This is a genomic window from Arsukibacterium sp., assembly GCF_041616895.1.
In the GTDB taxonomy this organism is placed as follows: domain Bacteria; phylum Pseudomonadota; class Gammaproteobacteria; order Enterobacterales; family Alteromonadaceae; genus Alishewanella.
The window spans coordinates 1-22,881 of record NZ_JBFJPY010000030.1 but is presented as its reverse complement, the minus strand read 5'-3'; the positions used below and the strand labels follow the sequence as shown (position 1 = coordinate 22,881).

General features: G+C 48.4%; 23 protein-coding genes and 1 tRNA gene. 17 read left to right on the top strand and 7 right to left on the bottom strand.

Features of this window, described 5'->3' with window-relative positions:
* Positions 1 to 13 precede the first annotated feature (13 nt).
* The 3 genes from groL to ABY802_RS07230 all read left to right on the top strand — a co-directional run bounded on the left by groL (position 14) and on the right by ABY802_RS07230 (position 3,118).
* Positions 14 to 1,651, top strand: a complete 1,638-nt coding sequence (groL, locus tag ABY802_RS07240; protein WP_372626370.1) for a chaperonin GroEL — start codon at positions 14 to 16, stop codon at positions 1,649 to 1,651.
* A 163-nt stretch (positions 1,652 to 1,814) separates the two neighbouring features.
* Complete coding sequence (locus tag ABY802_RS07235) at positions 1,815 to 2,357, top strand: DUF3016 domain-containing protein (RefSeq protein WP_372626369.1); 543 nt, start codon at positions 1,815 to 1,817, stop codon at positions 2,355 to 2,357.
* A 215-nt stretch (positions 2,358 to 2,572) separates the two neighbouring features.
* Positions 2,573 to 3,118 carry a DUF3016 domain-containing protein gene (locus ABY802_RS07230; protein WP_372626368.1) on the top strand — a complete coding sequence of 182 codons (546 nt, stop codon included), beginning with the start codon at positions 2,573 to 2,575 and terminating at the stop codon, positions 3,116 to 3,118.
* A 138-nt stretch (positions 3,119 to 3,256) separates the two neighbouring features.
* On the opposite strand, the gene ABY802_RS07225 is transcribed toward ABY802_RS07230, so the two are convergent.
* Complete coding sequence (locus ABY802_RS07225; protein ID WP_372626367.1) at positions 3,257 to 3,565, bottom strand: prephenate dehydrogenase; 309 nt, start codon at positions 3,563 to 3,565, stop codon at positions 3,257 to 3,259.
* 175 nt (positions 3,566 to 3,740) lie between these two features.
* Here ABY802_RS07225 and ABY802_RS07220 point away from each other — a divergent pair, with 175 nt between their 5' ends.
* A complete protein-coding gene (locus ABY802_RS07220; RefSeq protein ID WP_372626366.1) occupies positions 3,741 to 4,151 on the top strand; it encodes a MerC domain-containing protein in 411 nt (136 codons plus the stop codon).
* 13 nt (positions 4,152 to 4,164) lie between these two features.
* On the opposite strand, the gene ABY802_RS07215 is transcribed toward ABY802_RS07220, so the two are convergent.
* The 5 genes from ABY802_RS07215 to rsgA all read right to left on the bottom strand — a co-directional run bounded on the left by ABY802_RS07215 (position 4,165) and on the right by rsgA (position 9,872).
* On the bottom strand, positions 4,165 to 5,184 hold the full coding sequence (locus ABY802_RS07215) for a hypothetical protein (protein ID WP_372626365.1): 1,020 nt from the start codon (positions 5,182 to 5,184) through the stop codon (positions 4,165 to 4,167).
* Complete coding sequence (locus tag ABY802_RS07210) at positions 5,174 to 6,853, bottom strand: murein L,D-transpeptidase (RefSeq protein WP_372626364.1); 1,680 nt, start codon at positions 6,851 to 6,853, stop codon at positions 5,174 to 5,176. Before ABY802_RS07210 ends, ABY802_RS07215 begins: the two co-directional genes overlap by 11 nt.
* 206 nt (positions 6,854 to 7,059) lie before the next feature.
* Positions 7,060 to 7,755, bottom strand: coding sequence for a glycerophosphodiester phosphodiesterase (locus ABY802_RS07205; protein ID WP_372626363.1), 696 nt, complete (start codon positions 7,753 to 7,755; stop codon positions 7,060 to 7,062).
* Between the two features lie 205 nt (positions 7,756 to 7,960).
* Positions 7,961 to 8,818, bottom strand: a complete 858-nt coding sequence (gene asd, locus ABY802_RS07200; protein WP_372626362.1) for an archaetidylserine decarboxylase — start codon at positions 8,816 to 8,818, stop codon at positions 7,961 to 7,963.
* Positions 8,819 to 8,837: 19 nt separating this feature from the next.
* Complete coding sequence (gene rsgA, locus ABY802_RS07195; protein ID WP_372626361.1) at positions 8,838 to 9,872, bottom strand: small ribosomal subunit biogenesis GTPase RsgA; 1,035 nt, start codon at positions 9,870 to 9,872, stop codon at positions 8,838 to 8,840.
* A gap of 111 nt (positions 9,873 to 9,983) precedes the next feature.
* Between rsgA and orn the strand changes: the two genes are divergently transcribed.
* The 3 genes from orn (at position 9,984) to ABY802_RS07180 (ending at position 10,961) form a co-directional block, all read left to right on the top strand.
* Complete coding sequence (gene orn / locus ABY802_RS07190) at positions 9,984 to 10,535, top strand: oligoribonuclease (RefSeq protein ID WP_372626359.1); 552 nt, start codon at positions 9,984 to 9,986, stop codon at positions 10,533 to 10,535.
* Between the two features lie 66 nt (positions 10,536 to 10,601).
* Positions 10,602 to 10,677 (top strand) — tRNA-Gly (locus tag ABY802_RS07185).
* Positions 10,678 to 10,760: 83 nt separating this feature from the next.
* Positions 10,761 to 10,961 (top strand): DUF1289 domain-containing protein, encoded by a 201-nt coding sequence (locus tag ABY802_RS07180; protein WP_372626358.1) that lies wholly within the window; start codon positions 10,761 to 10,763, stop codon positions 10,959 to 10,961.
* On the opposite strand, the gene queG is transcribed toward ABY802_RS07180, so the two are convergent.
* A complete protein-coding gene (gene queG, locus ABY802_RS07175; RefSeq protein ID WP_372626357.1) occupies positions 10,930 to 12,063 on the bottom strand; it encodes a tRNA epoxyqueuosine(34) reductase QueG in 1,134 nt (377 codons plus the stop codon). The two genes, ABY802_RS07180 and queG, sit on opposite strands and share 32 nt — an antisense overlap.
* A gap of 226 nt (positions 12,064 to 12,289) precedes the next feature.
* On the opposite strand from queG, the gene tsaE reads away from it, so the two are divergent.
* The 10 genes from tsaE to ABY802_RS07125 all read left to right on the top strand — a co-directional run.
* Positions 12,290 to 12,799 carry a tRNA (adenosine(37)-N6)-threonylcarbamoyltransferase complex ATPase subunit type 1 TsaE gene (gene tsaE, locus ABY802_RS07170; RefSeq protein ID WP_372626356.1) on the top strand — a complete coding sequence of 170 codons (510 nt, stop codon included), beginning with the start codon at positions 12,290 to 12,292 and terminating at the stop codon, positions 12,797 to 12,799.
* Positions 12,786 to 14,093, top strand: coding sequence for an N-acetylmuramoyl-L-alanine amidase (locus ABY802_RS07165; RefSeq protein ID WP_372626355.1), 1,308 nt, complete (start codon positions 12,786 to 12,788; stop codon positions 14,091 to 14,093). The genes tsaE and ABY802_RS07165 overlap by 14 nt, the downstream gene beginning before the upstream one ends.
* 2 nt (positions 14,094 to 14,095) lie before the next feature.
* Positions 14,096 to 15,850, top strand: a complete 1,755-nt coding sequence (gene mutL / locus ABY802_RS07160; RefSeq protein ID WP_372626354.1) for a DNA mismatch repair endonuclease MutL — start codon at positions 14,096 to 14,098, stop codon at positions 15,848 to 15,850.
* The gene (gene miaA, locus ABY802_RS07155; protein WP_372626353.1) at positions 15,847 to 16,773 is read left to right on the top strand and encodes a tRNA (adenosine(37)-N6)-dimethylallyltransferase MiaA; all 927 of its coding nucleotides are present in this window, start codon (positions 15,847 to 15,849) and stop codon (positions 16,771 to 16,773) included. The genes mutL and miaA overlap by 4 nt, the downstream gene beginning before the upstream one ends.
* A gap of 91 nt (positions 16,774 to 16,864) precedes the next feature.
* Positions 16,865 to 17,128 carry an RNA chaperone Hfq gene (gene hfq, locus ABY802_RS07150; RefSeq protein WP_019675926.1) on the top strand — a complete coding sequence of 88 codons (264 nt, stop codon included), beginning with the start codon at positions 16,865 to 16,867 and terminating at the stop codon, positions 17,126 to 17,128.
* Positions 17,129 to 17,146: 18 nt separating this feature from the next.
* Positions 17,147 to 18,442 carry a ribosome rescue GTPase HflX gene (gene hflX / locus ABY802_RS07145; protein ID WP_372626351.1) on the top strand — a complete coding sequence of 432 codons (1,296 nt, stop codon included), beginning with the start codon at positions 17,147 to 17,149 and terminating at the stop codon, positions 18,440 to 18,442.
* A gap of 41 nt (positions 18,443 to 18,483) precedes the next feature.
* Positions 18,484 to 19,620, top strand: coding sequence for an FtsH protease activity modulator HflK (gene hflK / locus ABY802_RS07140; protein WP_372626350.1), 1,137 nt, complete (start codon positions 18,484 to 18,486; stop codon positions 19,618 to 19,620).
* Between the two features lie 3 nt (positions 19,621 to 19,623).
* Entirely contained in the window at positions 19,624 to 20,505 is an 882-nt protein-coding gene (hflC, locus tag ABY802_RS07135; RefSeq protein WP_372626349.1) for a protease modulator HflC, read from the top strand.
* A gap of 82 nt (positions 20,506 to 20,587) precedes the next feature.
* Positions 20,588 to 21,751, top strand: a complete 1,164-nt coding sequence (locus ABY802_RS07130; protein WP_372626348.1) for an aminotransferase class V-fold PLP-dependent enzyme — start codon at positions 20,588 to 20,590, stop codon at positions 21,749 to 21,751.
* 116 nt (positions 21,752 to 21,867) lie between these two features.
* On the top strand, positions 21,868 to 22,881 hold a 1,014-nt coding region (locus ABY802_RS07125), incomplete at its 3' end, for an adenylosuccinate synthase (protein ID WP_372626347.1).

Sequence of the window (22,881 nt, the reverse complement as noted above, 5' to 3'; positions counted from 1 at the left end):
AAGGAATTTTAAAATGGCTGCAAAAGACGTACGTTTTGGCGACGAAGCTCGCAATAAGATGCTCAAGGGCGTGAACATTCTGGCAAATGCGGTCCGGGTAACGCTAGGCCCGAAAGGCCGCAACGTTATTCTGGACAAATCTTTTGGTTCACCAATGATCACCAAAGACGGTGTGTCGGTAGCCAAAGAAATTGAGCTGGAAGACAAGTTCGAAAACATGGGTGCGCAAATGGTAAAAGAGGTTGCCTCTAAAGCCAATGACGAAGCGGGTGATGGTACCACCACCGCCACTGTGTTAGCGCAAAACATTATTAACGAAGGTGTTAAAGCGGTTGCTGCCGGCATGAATCCAATGGATTTAAAGCGCGGTATCGATAAAGCCGTTATTGCAGCGGTAGAAGAGCTGAAAAACTTATCTCAGCCATGTGCAGATACCAAAGCTATTGCTCAGGTGGGTACTATTTCAGCTAACTCTGATGAAGAGATTGGTAAGATTATCGCTGATGCCATGGACAAAGTAGGTAAGGAAGGCGTAATTACCGTAGAAGAAGGCCAAGGCTTAAATAACGAGCTGGATGTGGTTGAAGGTATGCAGTTTGACCGCGGTTACTTATCACCCTATTTCATCAACAACCAGGAAGCGGGTCAGGTTGAGCTTGATAGCCCATTTATTCTGACCGTTGACAAGAAAATCTCTAATATCCGTGAATTACTGCCGGTATTAGAAGGTGTGGCCAAAGCAGGCAAGCCGCTGCTTATTATTGCAGAAGATTTAGAAGGCGAAGCACTGGCTACGCTGGTGGTTAACAATATGCGCGGCATTGTTAAAGTGTCTGCGGTTAAAGCGCCTGGTTTCGGTGACCGTCGTAAAGCCATGCTGCAAGATATTGCAACGTTAACCGGTGGTACCGTGATTTCTGAAGAAATCGGCATGGAGCTGGAGAAGGCCACGCTGGAAGATTTAGGTACTGCCAAGCGGGTTGTGATCACTAAAGATAACACCACCATCATTGATGGTGCCGGTGAGCAAACAGGTATCGATGGCCGGGTGAAGCAAATTCGCCAGCAAATCGAAGAAGCGACTTCTGATTACGACAAAGAGAAATTGCAGGAGCGTCTGGCTAAATTAGCTGGCGGTGTTGCGGTGATCAAAGTGGGCGCAACCACTGAGATGGAAATGAAAGAGAAGAAAGCCCGGGTTGAAGATGCATTACATGCTACCCGTGCTGCCGTGGAGGAAGGTGTAGTACCTGGTGGTGGCGTGGCTCTGGTGCGTGTTGCAGCGAAGCTGACCAGCTTAACCGGTGCTAATGAAGACCAGACCCACGGTATTAAAATTGCGCTGCGCGCAATGGAAGCACCACTGCGTCAAATCGTGGCCAATGCCGGCGAAGAGCCGTCAGTAGTAGTTAACAAGGTCAAAGAAGGTTCAGGTAACTACGGATACAACGCGGCTACCGACGTTTACGGCGACATGCTGGAAATGGGTATTCTTGATCCAACCAAAGTAACCCGTTCAGCACTACAATTTGCTGCGTCAGTAGGCTCTCTGATGATTACCACCGAAGCGATGATCACGGAATTGCCAAAAGATGATGCCCCGGCTATGCCTGATATGGGCGGCATGGGTGGTATGGGTGGCATGATGTAACTCAGCGCCGCTGCTACGAAAAAGCTCCCGGGTAACAGCGGGGGCTTTTTTTATGACTTGATAAACCGAACCTGTACTAAACTTAATACTGGGTCTGAGGTCATAGTATGATAAGTGCATTGTTTTACAACGCCTGGTTAAACTGAACCAACAGGAGGCAACAATGAAAACATTTCTAATAGCACTGTTAACGTTAGCGGTATCTGCAGCTGTGCAAAGTAGTGACAACGCGGCAGCTAACGTTGAGCTTAAATTTCAGGAAATGGAAAAGTTCACTGATATCCGTCCGGCAAACGGCACGCGAGCCAAGTTTAAAGAGCGGGTACAGCATAATTTTGAAGCGTTTTTTCAGGAAATGGCCAGTGAATTACCTGCCGGTTACCACTGGAGTATTACAGTTACCGATATCGATTTAGCAGGTGATGTCGACTATTTCATCGGTGGCGCGGGCAACCCTATACGGGTTATTAAAGAAATACATTCACCGGCTATAAAATTCAGCCATGTTTTACTTGATCATGAAGGAGAAGAAGTTGTTAGTGCTGAGGAAAAGTTACGCGATATGGGGTTTATGCAATCTGTACGCTCGGTAAACGAAAACGACCCGTTCCGCTATGAAAAGCAAATGCTGACAGACTGGTTTCAAAAGGAAATAGAGCCGACAGTAAATGACTACGCAAAAATGCAGTCAAAAGTTAGTCATTAGGAGTTAGCCCGCTAAGATATTGCTGTTTGCTACAACTTTATACAAATTGAGCAGGTTATTGATACAAATTCATACAGCGTGTCATGGCCATTGTGATCTATAGTGGGACAGTAAAGAAGTGTTGTTACTGGCGTCATCAAGGTCTAACAACATCGGGTACTCCGGCAAGGGCAGTAATAATGCTGCACGTTCGGATTACATAGTTGGAGGTGGTTATGAAAACATGGTTGATAGCAGTATTCGCACTGGCATGGGCAGCACCGGCAATCAGTAGCGATAAAGCAAGCGCTGAATTGGAGCTATCCTGGCACGAGATTGAAAAATTCACCGATATTCGGGCGGCCAACGATTCACGCAGCCGTTTCCACGAGCGGGTACAACGTAATTTTGAAAAGTATTTTCAGGAAATAGCCAATAAATTGCCTGAAGGATATAGTTGGCAAGTCACCGTAACTGACGTTGATTTAGCGGGTGAGGTGGATTACTTTGCAACCAATACGGGGCAGGCTATCCGGGTCATTAAAGAGGTCAACTCGCCTGCTATCCGCTTTAATCATCTACTCCGTGATCAATACGGTGAGGAGGTTGTCGGCGGCGAAGAGCGTTTGCGTGATATGAGCTTTATGAGTCGCCTTACACCGCGCGGCAGTACCCCGGAATTTGCGTTCGAACGTGAAATGCTGCAAGACTGGTTTAAAAAAGAGCTGCAACCTAAACTTACCCAGCACGCTGCTTTGCCACCCAAGGTAAGCCAACCCTAGTAACAACAAATGAGTGATGAATATAAGTGCTAAAACCTTTGGTAAGCCAGTATTGAATCCAAGAACAAAGCCCTGCAATTGCAGGGCTTTTTAATAACTATCGTGGATAGCGCTTACGATTTGCCTTTTAAGCTGAGACTATTTACTCACAGCTAGTCGAAACTCGGCCAATGTTTTGTGAAGCAACTGCAATTGCTTTACTACTCGTGCCAGGGTGGCGGTGTTAAACTGCTGACTTTGCCGGATTGCCGCGACTTGCTCCGCTGCTTCGCTTAAATACGGCATAAAGCGGTTACTGTTGACACTAAAATCACTGCCCGCAGGGAAAATACTCTGATGTTTTGCCTGTCCTTGTTGTTGCAATTGTTCCAACACCGCATCGGCATCCAGTGCTTTGCGATACAGCTCTTTTAAGTTTTCATCAAGTTGAGACAGTAGAGAGTCCATAGTTGACCCGGTTGAATTATCATAGCGCTATTATGCCACAGGCAAGCAACCGGATCAGCACTCAGCACCGGCATTGACGTCGGGTACTTAAACAAATTTGAGCCAACACGTTTCAAAGTGTTTTGATTTGTTATATTATATCGTTTTAGTAATTTAAACACAGCGGGTTTATATTGTGTTAGCCAAAACCAGAGTGTTATTTGATAAGGTCGGTATTACCGTTACGTCGCTGTGTGCGATCCACTGTATTCTGCTGCCGGTTTTATTGCCGTTACTACCACTGCTTGGCTTAACGGTTAGTCACAACCATGCTTTTGAGCGCGTTATGTTGTTGTTTACTATGGTGCTTGGGTTTATTGCACTGTTTATTGGCTTTCATCGCTACCACCGGAAGCTTTACCCTTTTTACTCATTGTTTTTAGGTGTTTTTATCTACTGGCAACGAGATGTATGGGGCCATCAGTACGAACATGTGGTGTTAGTCATTGGTGCGTCTCTGGTGGTGCTGGCACATGTAATGAACATGCGGCTGTGCAGCCAGTGTGAAAGCTGCGACACTGAACATCACGCCGACGAACCCGCTTAGTAAGCGGGTTTTTTTATTGCTTTTTATGGCCCCAGCGGGCACGCGAGCCCCGCACATCTACGTGAATAAAAGGGCCGTGCGCTGAATTACTGCCATATTCACCCAAACCTCCGGTAAGTTCAGGACGGTTGGGGCGTGGAAACAGCGAGTTAGCAATCTGATACAAATAGGCCGCATCTGCCCGGTCGCGTTTGCCATCTTTATTAATGTCATCCATTCTGCCATCTTGCGGATTTACATCGATGTAGATATCGGCTGCACCACCGTAGACATGATAACTGCTGACAACATTTTTAATTGCCTGATTATACCAGGGAGTACGGTATCCGCTCATAATAACAAAGCTATTGGTTTTAATGCCTTTGGCATTAACCTCTTGCAGCAATTCCTCAAGCTTAGTAAGTAAAGTAGGCTGTAACACCAGATATTTCGGATAACCGCTGGTTTGCTTCGATAAAAACCTGCCCAAGGTAAAATTTGGCGAAATTTGAGTATCAAGATGCACCGCGTTAACCTCAATAAAGCCTTTCGGTGCCTTGTATGCCGCTAAACCACGCAACGGGACCGGGTAGTTGCCAATCCGGTAGCCATTAAGATAGCCATCTTTTACCTTGCTGGCTGGAACCATAACAAACAGTTGCACTGTCATTTTCTGGATCTGACCTTTTTTAGTCTCCGGCGTTAAACTAATCTCGGCAGTATGCAGACCCGGTTTGGCCGGTGCACGCCAGTTAAAGGATGATTGCCGCCGTGTAAGTGCAGTTTGATTAATAGTGATACTTAGCCGCGAAGCCAGGCTTTTCGGGGCAGTAAATACCACTTCTTGTTCCGGCATCACCGGCTCAAAACTAATGCTGTGGTAAACCGTTCTATCATTTACCTGTACTGAGAAAGGCGCTTTTGCTGCGACAAATTCCTGGCTGTAGCTTTCTGTACTGATAGCCAACAAGACAATGAAAAATGCAGTAGTAATACCCTTCGACAGCCAGCTTGGCTCGCGACATAATTTACAACGATCAATGTTATTCAGCATGCAAAGACCTTTCCAGGGCTGCCGTTAGCGGTGGATCGCGCTGATAAATATCCGCCCGAAAATGTGTTACTCCTTTGCTATCAACCCAGCCTGTCCAGTACTCAATATGAACCGGTATCGGCTTTTTCAGAAACATGGTTTTTGGCTCGCCAGAGGCGAGAATCGCATCAATATCAGCGCGGCTTATGCCGTTATCTTTTTGCAGCCAGGCTGCTAATTCCAACGGATCGGATACTCTGACGCAGCCTGAACTAAAAGCCCGGTCTTTTTTACTGAATAAGTCACGGGCGGCTGTATCGTGTAAATACACATCATGCTCGTTCGGGAACATAAATTTAATTTGGCCGAGGGCATTTTTTGGCCCAGGCATTTGCACCAAGCGGTAAGGAAAGTTGTTTTTTGTTATGGCTTTCCAGTTAACAGTAGCAGGATCTACCAGTGATTGATTACGATCGTAAACCTTAAAATTTAATTGATTTAGATACTCAGGGTCTTTTTGAATATTCGGCAGGATGTCTTTACTGGCAATCGAGTAAGGTACTGTCCAGGTCGGGTTATATACCAGATAACGGATTTTATCGCTAAACACTGGGGTGCGTCGGTAATCCCGTCCTACAATCACCGGTTTTCTCATCACGGTTTCGTTATTAGCAATAACGCGCAGTTCGAAGCTGGCAATATTGACTAACACATGTTTGTCGCCCAAATCTTCTGCTAACCAGCGCCAGCGCTCCAGATTGTTCACAACTTGCTGTTTACGCATCGCCGGCGAGATGTTAAGTGCTTCCAGGGTGTGCTTGCCGATAATGCCATCTTCATCAAGACCATGCCGGCGTTGAAAATTTTTAACCGCGCTCACTAACAATTCATCATACCATTGTGGTTGTGACGATGCCGTAATGTTTTCGTCAGCTATGGTCGTTAAATCGCCCCAGTATATCAAGCGTTCTCTGATGGGCTCGACCCGCTTGTCGCCGGTCAAAGGTTTAATCAGTGGGGCAGTGGCCAAGGGGTGCCATTCTGGCGCTGCCCGCTGTTCAAGCTGTGTCAGTAACTTTTGCAACCGAAAGTATCGCACCTGATTTGGCCGAAGCGCATTAATTCGCGCAGCGACATCCTCACCTTGAGCAATATCCTGCAGAATTTTTACCAGATCCCGATGGCGGCGCTGTGCACTCCAGTCTATTGCCAAGGTTTTGGGATCTACTTTACCCGCGATTAAGTGTTGGCTTAGCGTGGCGACAGCATCAGAAAGCAGCAGGTCATACTGAATACGGCTATTGGTTGTCAGCTCGTTGTTTTCTAACAGCTTAGTTGCCTGAAACTTTTCGTAATAATAATCGGCTGGCAGCAAGCCGTCTTTTGTTATGTCGCCAATTTCCTGAATAACTGCCCGCGCCTGTGCTGTTAGTTTGCCCTGTTGGTTATACCAGGCCAGCGAAAAATTGCGGTTTAAATAGAAATCCTGCAAGGTTGTATCGTTTTTTAATGGAATACCAAAAGCCGACAGCGGATAGTCACCCAGGTTGGCCTCAATATGCTGGCGTAAAGTTAGGGCGCTTTCTGATAAAGCGGTTACAGAGAGAGGGGTAAGGAGTAACCCACACAGCGACAGACTTTGAAAAAAACGTTTGAATAAAGAGTTAAAATGCCGACCAACAGAATTCATATAGTGCTATACCTAACGATGTAAAGCAAAAAGCAGCATAGTGCTAGCTACTTCTAATACACCTACCTGTAAATGAAAATAACTGGCAAATTGGGCTTATGTTGCACCACAGCTCCCCAGACGATAAATACACTATAGCCGCTCAGCTTCGGCAATGACAAGAAAAGAAACGGTTAGGAGCAAGCCTGCATCGTGCGGTTCAGCAACTATTGGTTAGTTAAAACCGTCCTGCTGCGGGCTGGGAAATTACTAAAAATGCCATCCACGCCATATGCTTTTAAGCGCTGAATATCATCGGCTTGATCGACGGTGTAAACAAACACTTTTAAACCGCGAGCTTTGGCATCATCAACAAACGCCTTATTAACAAAGCTGACATCGCAATTAACGGAATAGGCCTGCAACTGGCTGGCAAAAGCGGCGTAATCAATTGGGATACTGGCAGTGAGCGCGCCTAACTTTAAATCGGGCCGCTCACGCTTTAGTGTCGCCAATAAATGATGGTTAAATGATGAGATAAGCAGCTGCTGACAGTCAAACCCAAGTTGCTGCTCAGCTTTAGTCAGCAATGCTAATAAGGGCACAACCGTATCGTCGCCTTTTAATTCAATATTTAGCCAGCATTTGCCCTGAATAAGTTTTAGCACTTGCCACAAGGTAGGAATTCGTTGGCCGCGGCCGGCATCTAGCTGCTGCAATTGCGCCAGTGAATACTGATAAATACTGCCGCTGCCATTGGTGGTGCGGTGCAAGTGGTGGTCATGAATAACAAGCAGCTCGTCCTGCAGGGCAAACACATCCAGCTCAATGGCATCGGCTTTTTGCACCAATGCCTGTTCAAACGCCAGTAAAGTGTTTTCCGGGAATTCGCCACTGGCACCACGGTGGGCAATGATTTGCATAATTATTCCTATGAACCGTTGGGGATTAGTTTACTGCAGATAAAGCGGGAGCAGAGTATTTTTTTCTGAGACCGTTGCAGCCCCGGACGGGCGAAAACGAGACCCCATGGATGGGTTTACGGCGTGTCGCAGAAAAAATATACGGCGCTATAGCGTTTGCGGAGAAAGCGGCAGGACACTACAGTATCCTGCCGAAGCAGATTATTTAGTTAATCTCTGCAAAAGGCGCACCCATTCGGGTGACAGTGCCGGGTTGCTGGTCTGCCAGAAAATCTACTTTACCCTCAGGGAAAGCCAGTACCACAGTAGAGCCCAGCTTGAAGCGACCCATTTCGGCGCCTTTTTCCAGTTTAACAGCGGTATTGCCCTTTGCCGGATAACTCCAGCGGAAAATATGTTTACCGGTTGGCGGGGTAACAGTACCTGCCCAGACGGTTTCAATACTGGCGACAATGGTAGCCCCCACCAGTACCAGCGCCATTGGGCCGAACTCGGTATCAAAAATGGTGACTACCCGTTCGTTACGGGCAAACAGGTCTGGCACATTTTCGGCTGTTAGCGGGTTCACTGAGAACAGCTCGCCGGGGATGTAGATCATCTCGCGCAGAGTGCCAGTTACCGGCATATGAATGCGGTGATAATCTTTTGGTGCCAGATAAATAGTAGCGAAAGTGCCGTCGGTAAAAGCTGCTGAAGTTTGCTCCAGGCCACCTAGCAAACTTTGCAACGAATAGTTGTGGTTCTTTGCTTGCACCAGTTTGCCGTTAGTAATTGGACCTAACTGACTAATAGTGCCATCTACCGGGTGCGCCACAATATCAGTTTCGCTGGCCAGTGGCCGTATACCGTCTTTTAATGGCCGTGTGAAAAACTCGTTAAAACTGGCATAGTCTTCTGCCTGCTCGAACCGGGCCTCAGTCATATCAATTTTATAGGCTTTAATAAAACGATTGATTAAGAAATGACTGAACCAGCCCAGTTTAGCGGCGGCAATTTTACCGGCCAGACGCGATATCAGATGCTTTGGCATCAGGTATTGCAAGGTGATTTTAATTTTATCCATTGAACTACTAACCTTTCTCTTAAAAATAATTGGGTTTGTCCTGCGCCATACTAGTCAGGATTTTTAAATAACTGTCATAACGTTCGCTGCTGATCTCACCTTGCTCTACCGCATGTTGAATAGCGCAGCCCGGATCATTGACATGCTTACAATCACGGAACTTACAACGGCCAAGCCAGGGTTGAAACTCGATAAAACCCTCAGTAACTTCTTCGGCGCTTAAATGCCAGAGTGCAAATTCGCGAATACCCGGTGAATCAATTAAATTGCCGCCTTCTGGTAAATGGTAAAGCCGGGATACTGTAGTAGTGTGCTGGCCGAGGCCGGAGTTTTCGGACACTTCACGGGTCGCTGCACTCAGGCCCGGCATCAGGTTATTCATTAACGATGACTTGCCTACACCGGACTGACCAACAAAAATACTGGTACCGCTATGAATTTTCGCTAACAGTTCTGGCATGCCTGCAGCCGATTTAGCACTTACCAGCACGTAATCATAGCCAATTTTCTGATACAGGCTAAGTTGGTCTGTCAGTTGTTGATGCTGTTCTGTGGTTAATAAGTCTACTTTGTTAATCACCAGCAGCGGCTTAATGTGGGTTATCTCGGCGGCGACCAGATAACGGTCGATTATATTTAGCGACAGTGCCGGCAAAATGGCAGAGACAATAATCATTAAATCAATGTTGGCAGCGACCGGCTTTAAACCGTCATAAAAATCAGGGCGCAATAGCACCGAGGTCCGGTCCTCTACCGCTTCAATAACACCATCTATACTGCCGGTGCCTTGCCGGGCGCGTCGCCAGATAACCTTGTCGCCGGTGACGACCGAACTGATTGTGCGGCGCATATTACAGCGTACTACCTCCCCGCTACTATCTTCAATGTCGGCATGCTGGCCAAAGCGGCTTAGCACCAGGCCTGGTTCAGCGGCCAGCAACACATCATCATCCCATTGCTCGGATTTTGTTTTTTTGCTGCCACGTAGCCGCTTTTGCTCGTTCTGGGCAATGCGATCGGTTTGACGTTTGGTAAGGTGTTTTTTTTTGGTCACGTGCTGGTTTTACCGTTTTGCGCAATCAGACGCTATCAGTGTTAAGCTTAAGGCGTGTATCATACCTGCAATCTGAATTTGAACAAAGCGGCGCGCACCTAAGGACTTAATATGGCAACGAGCGACACGAATTTAATCTGGCTTGATTTGGAAATGACCGGGCTTGAACCCAAAACCGACGTTATTTTAGAGATGGCGACCATTGTTACCGATAGCCAACTTAATATTCTGGCTGAAGGTCCGGTATTTGCTATACAAACGCCAGCGTCGATTCTTGACAATATGGACCCCTGGTGTGTAGAGCAGCATGGCAAAAGCGGCCTGACAGCTCGTTGCCTCGCGAGTCAGACCAGTCTGGCTGATGCTGAGCAGCAGACTATTGCGTTTTTAAGCCAGTATATTGCTAAGGGTAAGTCACCGATGTGCGGTAACAGTATTGGTCAGGATAGACGTTTTCTGGCGGAATATGCTCCCACCCTTGAAAGCTATTTTCATTACCGGAATTTAGATGTGAGCACCGTAAAAGAGCTGGCCAGGCGCTGGCATCCAGAGGTGTTAAATAAAGTACAAAAAGCAGGCAGTCATTTGGCATTGGATGACATTCGTGAGTCGATTGCTGAATTAGTAACCTATCGCCAATATTTTTTCAAATTACCAGCATAAAGTACTTGCATAAGCCTGCTGATTTTGTAAAATGCGCGCCATCACAACGCATCAGCGTTGACCGATGCGAGTATAGCTCAGCTGGTAGAGCGCGACCTTGCCAAGGTCGAGGTCACGAGTTCGAACCTCGTTACTCGCTCCAAATTCGAACAAAAAGCCGCTTTTAAGCGGCTTTTTGTTTTGTGGTTTTGCTACACTCAAGCTAAGGCCGCTAGGTGAGTGCTTATGATTATGTCTCCTTGTGTTCGGAATTGTTGTCTGGATCAGCAAGACTGCTGTCTTGGTTGTGGGCGGTTGCTAAGCGAAATTCTGCAATGGCAGCAACTGACCGATAAGCAGCGTGAACATCTGATGGCCGAAGCTGAACAACGACTGGCGTTACGACAAGCTACAGCTACGCATCCCGTGGCAGCCCCTTCTGAATAATTCTGACCAGCCGCTCCGTTGCGCGTGGCAACAGATTTTCCGCCTGCCAGCTTTTACGTTTTTGTTGGGCTAGCGCCCAGTCGATATGCTCAGTGACAAATTCAGAACTGTGGGCTCTGGCTTGCTCAAGGGCGGTGATGATCTCCAGCTGATAGGGCGCGTTGCCCAAAGCGACTGCAATATTACGTTGCCAGCGTTCAAAACCAATACGGCGGATAGCGCTCCCCTCGGTTTGGCGTAAAAAGGTCGCTTCATCCCAGGCAAACAAATGCAGTAAGTCCTGGTCCTGCCATTGCGCTCTGCGCTGAAAATCACTCTCTATGCTTAGTGGCGCCTCACGGTTTTGTGGACAGACCAGCTGACAATCGTCGCAGCCATAAATTCGGTTGCCGATCAACGGGCGCAGTGCCTCAGGAATGGCGGTTTTCAGCTCTATGGTCAAATAGGAAATACAACGACGGCCATCGACCACGTAAGGCGCTACTATGGCGCCGGTGGGACAGCTAGTGATACAGGCGACACAGCTGCCGCAGTCGCCTTGGTGAGGCTCATCAACTGGTAACGGAATATTGACTAACAGTTCGCCCAGAAAGAACCAGGATCCGCCGTCGTGGTTCAGCAACAAACTGTGCTTGCCAATCCAACCTAAACCCGCGCGCTGGGCCAGTGGGCGTTCAAGCACCGGTGCGGAGTCAACAAAGGGACGGAAATTAAGTTCTGGTATTTCTGTGCTGATTTTAACAGCAAGCTGCTTTAAGCGGTTTCGTACCAGTTTATGGTAGTCGCGCCCCAGCGCATAGCGACTGATGTACGCTTTGGCGGGATCAGCCAGGTTAGTAGCAAAGCCGGCTTTTTCCGGCAGATAGTCCATTCTGACACTAAGCACTCTTAAGGTGCCTGGCAATAGCTCTGTGGGGCGGGCGCGCATCAAACCATGTTCTGCCATGTAGTGCATATCGCCGTGGTATTCGTTATTTAACCACTCTTGCAAGCGGGGTTCTTCTGCGGATAAGTCCGTTGCGGTGATGCCCAATTGTTGAAAACCCAGCTCCAGTGCCCATTGCTTTATCCGCCTGGCAAGCTGCTGGTAGTCGATAGCCATTGATGTGGTTCCCCGGGCAGTATCTGATTTAAAATCAACAGCACTTTACCATGGCGTTTCATGGCTCGGGAACCGCTTATTCATTTTCTGGTCAGAGAGTTCAGGTAACACTAGTGAAACAAGCAGTGATGGACGCGTAGTTTTGCTGGCCGCGCTTTGTGTTAGTTTGTTAACATAGCAATATAAATGCGCAAGCTGAGCATAAATCAACTGAGATCAGGGTAACGTGGCTACTGAAAATTTAATTAAATGCGCTGACACGAAGGCTTTAGAATGGCTACAAGAGCTGGCGGATGAGACTGCTACGTTGAACCTGGCATCCCGCTTGGCAAAGTACGTGCAGGGCGGACAGGTTATTTTTTTACGGGGTAGCCTGGGCGCAGGCAAAACAACTTTCAGCCGCGGCCTGCTGCAGGCGCTGGGTCATCAGGGTAATGTTAAAAGCCCCACCTACACGTTGGTTGAGCCTTACCAGTTGTCCGGGCTAATGGTGTATCATTTTGATTTATACAGGCTGGCCGACCCGGAAGAGCTGGAGTTTATGGGGATCCGTGATTATTTCAATAACCAGAGTTTATGTATACTGGAATGGCCAGAGCAGGGGCAGGGATATTTACCTGAGCCAGATCTGAACATACACTTACGTTATCTGGACACGCAACGTCAGATAGAGATACGTGCTGGCACCGCCGCTGGCCGAGCTATTATAGATGCAATAAGAGATGATGAAAAATAATAATAAGTTTCTTAGCTGCGCCGGGTTAGCCATTTTATGGTTTTTTTCTGCGTGTAGTCATGCCAGCAACCAGGTGCAGAGCATCCGGATTTGGCCATCCCCTGAGAATACCAGGGTGGTTTTCGATTTGCAGGCCGCGCCGCAATACAAAAGCTTTAGCCTGGAGAATCCTGACCGCCTGGTCATCGATTTAAGTAATACTGGCGGTGGTAATACATTGCCGCAGATTGATGGCGATTCCCAGCTGATTAAAGCCATTCGTAGTAGTGGCGACAATAACAGTATGCGGATTGTGCTGGACTTAGCCAGTAAAGTGACACCAACCGTCTTTGCCCTTACGCCTACGGCGCCTTATGGACACCGGCTGGTGATAGATTTACCCGATACCCAGCGTGCTGAGGCCCGGCCACCGGTCAGCATCCGTGCTGCCCGGGATATCGTTATCGCTATTGACGCGGGGCATGGCGGTGAAGACCCCGGCTCTATTGGCCCCAGCGGCACCTATGAGAAAAACCTGACCTTACCAATTGCTAATATTCTGGCTGAGCTGATCAACAAAGAGCCGGGCATGCGTGCGGTAATGGTTCGTACCGGTGATTATTTTATTCATGTTAACCGACGCACCGAAGTGGCCCGAGGCCAACAGGCTGATTTGCTGGTATCTATTCATGCGGATGCCTTCACGTCGCCACAACCCAGGGGCGCCTCCGTATGGGTGTTATCTTTGCGCCGGGCTACCACTGAGGTGGGCCGGATGCTTGAGCAAACCGAACGCCATTCTGAGTTACTAGGTGGTGTGGCCGAGATTATCCGCGATTCAGCCAATGAGCGTTATCTGGCGCAAACGGTACTGGATTTGTCGATGAACCATTCAATGGTAACCGCTTATCAGGCTGCGAATCAGGTGTTAGCCGAACTGGGTAAGATGACATCATTGCATCAGGCGAAACCACAGGCCGCCAGTTTAGGTGTGTTAAAGTCTCCGGATATTCCGTCTATTCTGGTCGAAGTAGGTTTTATTTCTAATCCTAAAGAAGAAAAGCAACTGCGCTCTGCCAGTCATCAGACCCGGTTAGCGCAATCGCTGCACCGAGCGCTGAAACGTCATTTTGAGCTGGCGCCGCCAGCAGACTCATTGTTTGCGCAGCAGCGTGCCCGGGAGCACAAAGTGCAGGCGGGTGAATCGTTATCGTTGCTGGCGCAGCGCTATGATGTTTCTGTCGATGCACTTCGCAGCCACAACCGGTTGGCGAATGACAGTATCCGGATTGGTCAGGTATTGCGGATCCCCTGAACATGACCATTAAAATTTTACCGCCACAACTGGCGAACCAGATTGCTGCGGGTGAAGTGGTAGAAAGGCCCGCATCGGTGGTTAAAGAGCTGGTGGAGAACAGCCTTGATGCTGGCGCCAGCCAGATTGAGATTGATATCGACAAAGGTGGCAGCAAGCTTATCCGGATCCGTGACAATGGTTTTGGCATTGCAGAACATGAGCTGGTATTGGCGTTAAGCCGTCATGCTACCAGTAAAATCAGTGATTTGGATGATTTAGCACAGATAACCAGTTTGGGGTTTCGCGGCGAGGCATTAGCCAGTATTAGCTCAGTGTCGCGCCTGACACTGACCTCTAAACCGGCCGGGCAACCGGCGGCATGGCAAGCGCAAGCCGAAGGACGTGAGATGGCCGTAACGGTAAAACCGGCGGCGCACCCTGATGGTACCAGCATTGAAGTGGTCGATCTTTTTTTCAATACGCCGGCGAGGCGCAAGTTTCTGCGGACGGATAAAACTGAATTTTCTCACATTGATGAGCTGGTAAAGCGGCTGGCGCTCAGCCGTTTCGATGTAAGCTGGCAATTAACCCATAATGGCCAGCATGTCCGCCGTCTGCCGCAAGCCACCACTGCCCATACCCGGCAGAAACGAGTGGCAATGCTTTGTGGCAAAGTGTTTGCCGAACAAGCCGCCTACATTGAAAACAGCTGCGGCGCGATCAAGCTCAGAGGCTGGATCCTGGCGCCACAGGCATGTCAAAACCAGACCGGCTGCCAGTACAGTTACGTTAATGGCCGGATGATGCGTGATAAGCTGTTAAACCATGCTATTCGCCAGGCTTATGGAGAGCGTTTAACAGCAGAGCAGCAGCCTGGATTTGTGTTGTATCTGGATATTGCTCCGGCTGAGGTTGACGTGAATGTTCATCCCGCTAAACATGAAGTACGTTTTCATCAGGCTCGGTTGGTGCATGATTTTGTGGTTAGCGCATTGACTGATGCGCTAAGCCAATTGACACAGACACAGACACAGACACAGACACAGCCGCTAGCACCACAACAGGTTGCCAATTCGGCAGCGGCTTATCAGGTATCTGGGGTTGCAGGTAGCTTAGGTGACAGACAATCGAAAATAACGTCAGATGCAAGGCAATCCGCAGCTGGCAGGACTGTAAGATCTGAAATGGCAAGCCAGAGCCAAACCAGGCAGCAATTACAGTATTTGCAGGGCCAACACGCTACGGTGAATGCCGATGCTGCTGTCCAGATAAAATCCCGGCCACTGATCCTGCCCGCGGGGCAAGGCTGCGCCATTGCCCAGGGGCCCGATGGCTTGGTGTTACTGGACTTAGCCGCCAGTCTGGCTGCACCGTGGCTGGATGACTCTAATCAGGCGCCTTTATTGTTGCCGCTGCGGCTAGCCATTACCGATACGGAAAAACAGCAACTACTTTCTGCTGCCAGTTTATTGCAGCAACTTGGGTTTAATATTCTGGTGCAAGACAGTACTGCTATTGTCAGAGCTGTTGCACCCTGGCTGCGCTCTACTTCAATCAGCCAATGGTTTATGACATTATTACCATTATTAAAGCCAGCCAATCCGTTAAAAAGCAGTCGGGAAATATTGTCTATGCTACTTTCATCTTATTGGCTGACCGAGGCTGCGCTGCTAGACTATTTTGCTACCATGTTAACAGATAACAATAATTGGCTGGCGGTGCCACTAGACTTGAGTAACAGTATCCAAGCGCTGAACCAGCAAGGGCAGCCATGAAAAATGCCACCCCGGTTATTTTTATTATGGGGCCGACCGCGTCAGGTAAAACGGCATTGGCCATGGCGCTGCTGCAACATCTGGCAGCAGAGCTGATCAGTGTTGACAGTGCCTTGATATACCGCAGCATGGATATTGGGACTGCCAAACCTACGGCAGAGGAGTTGCTGCTGGCACCGCATCATTTGCTGGATATTATGGATCCTTGTCAAAGTTACTCAGCGGCCGATTTTCGGGACGATGCGCTAAGGTTAATCAGTGAGATCCAGCAGCGGGGGAAAATACCGATATTAGTCGGTGGCACCATGTTATATTTTAAAGCGTTGCTTGAAGGTATTTCACCATTACCACCTGCTAATCCTCAAATAAGATCGGAAATAGAGCAAGAAGCTGCGAGAGAGGGGTGGCAGGCGCTGCATCAGCAATTACAGCAGCTTGACCCGGTTGCCGGGGCACGTATCCATCCGAATGATCCGCAACGAATTAGTCGTGCCTTAGAGGTCTATCGGCTAACGGGTAGCAGCATAACAGAATTAACTGCACGAAAAGGGGAACCTTTTCCATTTAAAGTACACCAATTTGCCATTGCGCCGACTGATCGTGCGTTATTACATCAACGTATTGCCGACAGGTTTCAGCAAATGCTGGACAATGGCTTCGAACAGGAAGTCGCCCGATTAAAATGTCAGCCGCAGTTACACGCCGATTTGCCGTCGATGCGATGCGTTGGTTATCGTCAGGTCTGGCAATATCTGGATGGCGAGTTCAGTTATGATGAGATGGTTGCAAAAGGCATTGCTGCCACCCGGCAACTGGCGAAGCGTCAGCTGACGTGGTTAAGGGGTTGGCCGGATGTTAATTGGCTGAAAAGTGAAGCGGAACCGGCAGAAAACTTGCAAGCGGTGCTTTCTTCGCTAAGCTAAAGAAGACGCAAAAAAAAGTTGGCTTTAACAACTTGAAATAAAAAAAATAATACCTATATACAGGTCACTAATAAAAAAAGGAAAGCGGCACATGGCAAAGGGCCAATCTTTACAAGATCCATTTTTAAACACCTTAAGACGAGAGCGCATTCCGGTCTCTATTTATCTGGTGAATGGAATTAAGCTGCAAGGGCAAATTGAATCTTTCGATCAATTCGTCATTTTGCTGAAAAATACAGTAAGCCAAATGGTTTATAAACATGCTATTTCCACCGTTGTGCCATCCCGCGCGGTCAACACCATGGTTAGTCATGGTGCAGGTCAAAGCGACAGCGAAGGCGAGGATGTGGAATAAAACCAGGAGCAATAACGCTTGTTTGACTTAGCCGAGCTTGCAGAACAAGCCATTCTGGTTCATGTGAACTTTCCGCAAGAGCATAGCAATGAAGATTTGCAGGAGCTAACCATGTTGGTAGCTTCTGCAAACGTAAAAGCTATGCATATTATGACCGCAAACCGCCGCGCGCCTGACACACGACTGTTCGTGGGGTCAGGTAAAGCCGACGAAATAAAAGCGGCTGTTGAACAGCATACTGCCTCAGTAGTTATTTTTAACCATATTTTAAGCCCCAGCCAAACCCGAAACCTGGAGCATGTGTTGCAAGCCAGGGTCATTGACCGCACAACCCTGATCCTGGACATATTTGCCCAACGTGCCCGTACCTATGAGGGTAAATTGCAGGTTGAGCTTGCGCAGTTGCAGCATCTGGCATCCCGCCTGGTGCGCGGCTGGGATAATGCTGAGCGCCAAAAAGGTGGCATCGGCTTACGGGGACCAGGTGAAACCCGGCTGGAGACGGATAGACGGTTATTGCGCGAGCGGGTAAAGGCATTGTTACAACGGCTTGATAAAATTAGCCTGCAGCGTGAGCAGGGCCGCAAGTCACGCCAGCGCAGCGCCACCCCTGTCGTTTCCATCGTAGGTTACACCAATGCCGGTAAGTCGACGTTATTTAACCGCTTAACTCAGGCCAGTGTGTATGCCGCTGATCAACTTTTTGCTACCCTCGATCCTACTTTGCGTCAGGTTAAACTTGAAAATTTTGGTCCAATAGTGCTGGCTGATACCGTCGGTTTTATTCGCCATTTACCGCATAACCTGGTGGCGGCTTTTAAATCAACGTTGCAGGAAACCCGTGACGCCGATTTACAACTTCATGTGATTGATGGCGCCGATCCACGCAAAGAAGAAAACATGGTCTCAGTGCAACAAGTGTTAACGGATATTGACGCTGATGACGTTGTCCAATTGCAGGTTTTTAATAAAGTAGACCAGATGGGCCAGTCTGCCCGTATAGACTATGGTGACGATGGACTGCCCAGAGCGGTTTACCTGTCGGCATTGACGGGAGAAGGACTGGAGTTGCTACAACACGCCATTGCCAGTTTGCTGTCGACTGAGCATGTGCAGTTACGATTAGCGCTGCCACCGGATTGTCCGGCCTGGCGGGCAAAATTTCATGAACTGCAGGTCATTAGTGCTGAGCAGTTTGATGATGAGGGTATGTGCTGGCTGGATATCCGGTTATCTGTGGCGCAGTGGGCCCGTATGGTAAAGCAAAGCGATGGTGAACTGGAAAACTATATCGTCACAGAGCCTGATATTTGATACATTAACCGTTAATTTTAAAACTTGAGATGGAGTTAAACATGGCTTGGAATGAGCCGGGTAACAATGGTAAAAACAACGATCCCTGGAAACAGGGCGGTCGTGACCAGGGTCCACCCGATTTAGATGAAGTATTCCGCAATTTTGGTAAAAAATTTGGCGGTATGTTCGGTGGCGGTAATAAGTCTTCAGGGAATGGCGCCTCAGCGGCATTTATTCTGATCCTGGTTATTGCTGCAGTTGTGTGGGCAATCAGCGGCTTTTACACCATCAAAGATGCGGAACGTGGTGTTATTCTGCGTTTTGGCCAATATCATACCGAAGTGGGTGCTGGTATTCACTGGAAGCCAACCTTTATTGACACGGTAACGCCGGTAAACGTGCAGGAAGTGAAGTCATTGCGCTCTGATGGCTTTATGCTGACCCAGGATCAAAACCTGGTGCGGGTCACTTTCGAGGTGCAGTACCGGATTTTCAACGCCCGCGACTATTTATTCTCAGTAGTAGATGCTGATCGAAGCTTAGGCGAAGCGACTGATGCTGCGTTACGGTTCGTGATTGGCCATTCAATTATGGATGATGTGCTGACCCGGGGCCGCGAGGTGGTTCGTCAGAACACCCGTCAGGAACTGGAGTCTATTATTAACCCGTATAACATGGGGTTGAATCTGGTTGATGTGAACTTCCGCGATGCGCGGCCACCAGAAGAAGTTCGTGATGCATTCGATGATGCGATAAAAGCTCAGGAAGATCAGGAACGTTATGTGCAGGAAGCTCAGGCTTATGCACGAGAAATTGAACCACGGGCGCGTGGCCAGGTTAACCGGGTAATGCAAGAAGCGGAAGCTTACAAGCAGCAAATTGTGTTAAAAGCACAGGGTGAAGTTGCCCGCTTTGAACAGTTGCTACCAGAATATCTGGCTGCGCCAAAGGTAACCCGTGACCGTTTGTATCTGGAGACGATGGAGTCGGTATACAGCAACACCTCCAAGGTGGTTGTTGATGTTAAAAACAGCAACAATATAATGTATTTACCGCTCGACAAGCTGATGAACCAATCGGGTAACAATAGTAACAGCAGCACCGCCAATCCGCCACCAATGCCAGCGCGCAGCAACGACAGTGCTGTACAGCAGGACAGTTTGCGCAGTAGTTCGACACGTAGCGGGAGAGGTTAAGTTATGAAGAATTTTATTATCGCCATTATTGTGGTGGTCGCTATCATTGTCATCTCCGCGCTGTTTGTGGTGCCGGAGGGGCAGCGTGCTATCGTTACTCAGTTCGGTAAAATCCAGCGGGATGATGCCGGTCAGGTAGTGGTGTACGAGCCAGGTTTACACTTGAAAATGCCGATGATTGAAGTGGTACGTAAACTGGATTCACGGATCCAGACGTTGGATGACCAGGCCGATCGCTTTGTCACGGCTGAGAAGAAAGATTTGTTGGTAGACAGCTATGTTAAATGGCGGATCAAGGATTTTGGTGCCTACTTTCTGTCAACTGGTGGTATCACATCGCAAGCTGAAGTGCTGTTGAAACAGTACATTAATAACGGTTTACGGACAGAGTTTGGTACCCGCACCATTCAGGAAATTGTCTCTGGTGAACGTACTCAGTTAATGGAGAGTGCACTGGCGCAAGCCGGCGCGGCGGCAAATGAGCTGGGGATTGAAGTTATTGACGTGCGGGTAAAGCAAATTAATCTGCCGACCGAAGTCAGTAGTTCAATTTTTGCCAGGATGAGAGCTGAGCGTGATGCAGTGGCACGGGAACACCGTTCTCGTGGTATGGAAGAATCGGATATTATCCGGGCGGACGTAGACGCCAGAGTAACGATTATGCTGGCAGATGCTGAGCGTAATTCACGTGCTGTGCGTGGTCAGGGTGACGCTCAGGCTGCAAAAATTTATGCAGACGTGTACAGTCGTAATGCTGAATTTTATTCTTTTGTCCGTAGCCTCGAAGCCTATAAAAAGAGCTTTAACGACAAGCAAGATATTATGGTAGTGCAGCCAGATAACGACTTCTTTAAATATATGACGTCGGATAAAGTACAAAACTAACGAGTGCATTAGCTAGATTCAAAAGGCCCGAGAGGGCCTTTTTTGTCTGAGCAATTTCTGTTTAAAGAAAAGCGGAGCCGCTATGTATCAACATTTTTATCAACGTTTTCTGCGGGCCAACCCGGACAAGCAACATTTTGCCAGTCATTCTCACCATTACTGGCCAGATGTAACTCGCGAGGCCACTCTTGCCTATTGGGACGACAGTGCCAGTATGGTGGATGACAAGTGGCAGCACATCTTTGGACAGGTGGTCCCGCAAACGCAGCAATTGATCGCTGATATCCTGAACCTGCCGGCGCCGGAGCAAATTGTTTTCGCTGGCAATACGCACGAATTAGTGATGCGGCTGTTTAGCTGTTTTGACCTGTCAAAACCACTCAAAGTACTTAGCACCGACAGTGAATTTTATAGCTTTCAACGTCAGGCTAAACGACTTGCGGAGTTTGATAATATCGAGCTGACGAGTGTTCCGACCGAGCCCTTTGCCAGTTTTACTGAACGTTTTATTGCCAAAGTGAAGACGGAACAGCCTGACATGGTGTTCTGCAGTCAGGTATTTTTTAATTCAGGCTATGCAATTGCCGATTTACCCGCCTTTGTTCTGGCAGTGGCAGAGGTTACCGATGCTATGTTGGTTATCGATGGCTACCATGGATTTATGGCATTGCCTACCGATTTGTCAGCCATTGCAGAGCGGGTGTTTTATCTGTCAGGTAGTTACAAGTATGCCCAGGGTGGTGAAGGGTGCTGTTTTATGGCCGTGCCCCCGGGGAATCGTCAGCGGCCCTGGTATACGGGCTGGTTTGCTGAGTTTGGTACGCTGGCTGCAGAGAAATCGGCTTTGGTGCTTTACAGTAATGATGGTAATCGTTTTGCCGGTGCTACCATGGACTATACGGCATTGTACCGATTACATGCGGTACTGTTACTGTTTAAAAAGCAGGGGATCACTGTCGGTAGAATTCATCAGTACGTTATGCAACTACAACAGGCGTTTCTTAAAGAATTGAGCCGGCAAGAGCATCCGCTACTCAATCAGCAAAGCCTGCTGCTGTATCAGCCTGAGCAGCACGGCCACTTTTTTACCTTTAAGCTGGCAAGTACCAGCGAGGTTGCTGAATTAGCGGCATTTTTGAAAAATAATGGCGTAATTACTGATTACCGTACAGACCGTTTACGTTTTGGGTTCGGTTTATATCATAACAGTGATCAATTTGATTTATCCTGTTTAAAGCATGGTTAAAATACGCACATAGAATGTGGCCGAATAAAAATTCGGCTTTTTTTTGGTAACACAGCTGTAAGTTGGCCAGCGATTTGATAGAATCCTCGCCTAATTTTTTCCATGATGTAGGAACCATGGCCAAAAACGTCGTTGTGCTCGGCACTCAATGGGGTGACGAAGGAAAAGGTAAAATCGTTGACTTATTAACCGATAAGGCCAGTTATGTGGTGCGCTATCAAGGCGGTCACAATGCCGGTCATACCCTGGTTATAGATGGTGAGAAAACCGTACTGCATTTAATCCCTTCTGGCATTTTACGCGCTAATGTAAAATGTGTAATCGGTAATGGTGTTGTGCTCTCCCCGGAAGCCTTCTTAAAAGAAATGACCATGCTGGAACAGCGTGGCGTTCCGGTAAAAGAGCGGTTGTTGCTTAGTGAAGCCTGCCCATTGATCCTGCCTTTTCACGTGGCTCTGGATGTGGCCCGGGAAAAAGCGCGGGGCGATAAACCCATAGGCACTACCGGTCGTGGTATCGGTCCCGCATATGAAGATAAAGTGGCCCGTCGCGGGTTACGGGTTGGCGACTTGTTTAATCCAGAGTTGTTTGCTGAGAAACTAAAAGTGGTCATGGAGTTACATAACTTCACACTTACTCAGTATTATAAAGCGGATGCCGTTGATTACCAGACTACACTGGACAATGCGCTGGCAATGGCTGATTTGCTTAAATCGATGGTGGTTGATGTGACCGACTTGCTGGATAAAGCCCGCAAGAATGGTGATAAAATCATGTTCGAGGGCGCTCAGGGAACCTTACTTGATATTGATCATGGTACTTACCCTTATGTTACGTCGTCTAACACTACTGCAGGTGGCGTAGCTACTGGCTGTGGTTTTGGGCCGCGCTACCTGGACTATGTTCTGGGTATCGTCAAAGCCTACACTACCCGGGTGGGTTCAGGCCCGTTCCCTACTGAACTTAACTGCGCAGTAGGTGAGCATCTTGGTGTTAAAGGCCATGAGTTTGGTGCAACCACCGGGCGTAAGCGCCGTACGGGTTGGTTCGATGCCGTAGCGGTGCGCCGTGCCGTGCAGCTGAATAGCATCTCGGGTTTTTGTTTAACAAAGCTGGACGTGTTGGACGGT

Bases quoted from the DNA above. Each gene is read 5' to 3' on its own strand.
- groL (WP_372626370.1), top strand. From the start codon at position 14: ATGGCTGCAAAAGACGTACGTTTTGGCGACGAAGCTCGCAATAAGATG.
- ABY802_RS07235 (WP_372626369.1), top strand. From the start codon at position 1,815: ATGAAAACATTTCTAATAGCACTGTTAACGTTAGCGGTATCTGCAGCT.
- ABY802_RS07210 (WP_372626364.1), bottom strand. From the start codon at position 6,853: ATGAATTCTGTTGGTCGGCATTTTAACTCTTTATTCAAACGTTTTTTT.
- mutL (WP_372626354.1), top strand. From the start codon at position 14,096: ATGACCATTAAAATTTTACCGCCACAACTGGCGAACCAGATTGCTGCG.
- ABY802_RS07215 (WP_372626365.1), bottom strand. From the start codon at position 5,184: ATGCTGAATAACATTGATCGTTGTAAATTATGTCGCGAGCCAAGCTGG.
- miaA (WP_372626353.1), top strand. From the start codon at position 15,847: ATGAAAAATGCCACCCCGGTTATTTTTATTATGGGGCCGACCGCGTCA.
- ABY802_RS07165 (WP_372626355.1), top strand. From the start codon at position 12,786: ATGATGAAAAATAATAATAAGTTTCTTAGCTGCGCCGGGTTAGCCATT.
- hflK (WP_372626350.1), top strand. From the start codon at position 18,484: ATGGCTTGGAATGAGCCGGGTAACAATGGTAAAAACAACGATCCCTGG.
- orn (WP_372626359.1), top strand. From the start codon at position 9,984: ATGGCAACGAGCGACACGAATTTAATCTGGCTTGATTTGGAAATGACC.
- ABY802_RS07230 (WP_372626368.1), top strand. From the start codon at position 2,573: ATGAAAACATGGTTGATAGCAGTATTCGCACTGGCATGGGCAGCACCG.
- queG (WP_372626357.1), bottom strand. From the start codon at position 12,063: ATGGCTATCGACTACCAGCAGCTTGCCAGGCGGATAAAGCAATGGGCA.
- ABY802_RS07225 (WP_372626367.1), bottom strand. From the start codon at position 3,565: ATGGACTCTCTACTGTCTCAACTTGATGAAAACTTAAAAGAGCTGTAT.
- ABY802_RS07180 (WP_372626358.1), top strand. From the start codon at position 10,761: ATGATTATGTCTCCTTGTGTTCGGAATTGTTGTCTGGATCAGCAAGAC.
- ABY802_RS07130 (WP_372626348.1), top strand. From the start codon at position 20,588: ATGTATCAACATTTTTATCAACGTTTTCTGCGGGCCAACCCGGACAAG.
- ABY802_RS07205 (WP_372626363.1), bottom strand. From the start codon at position 7,755: ATGCAAATCATTGCCCACCGTGGTGCCAGTGGCGAATTCCCGGAAAAC.
- asd (WP_372626362.1), bottom strand. From the start codon at position 8,818: ATGGATAAAATTAAAATCACCTTGCAATACCTGATGCCAAAGCATCTG.
- hfq (WP_019675926.1), top strand. From the start codon at position 16,865: ATGGCAAAGGGCCAATCTTTACAAGATCCATTTTTAAACACCTTAAGA.
- hflC (WP_372626349.1), top strand. From the start codon at position 19,624: ATGAAGAATTTTATTATCGCCATTATTGTGGTGGTCGCTATCATTGTC.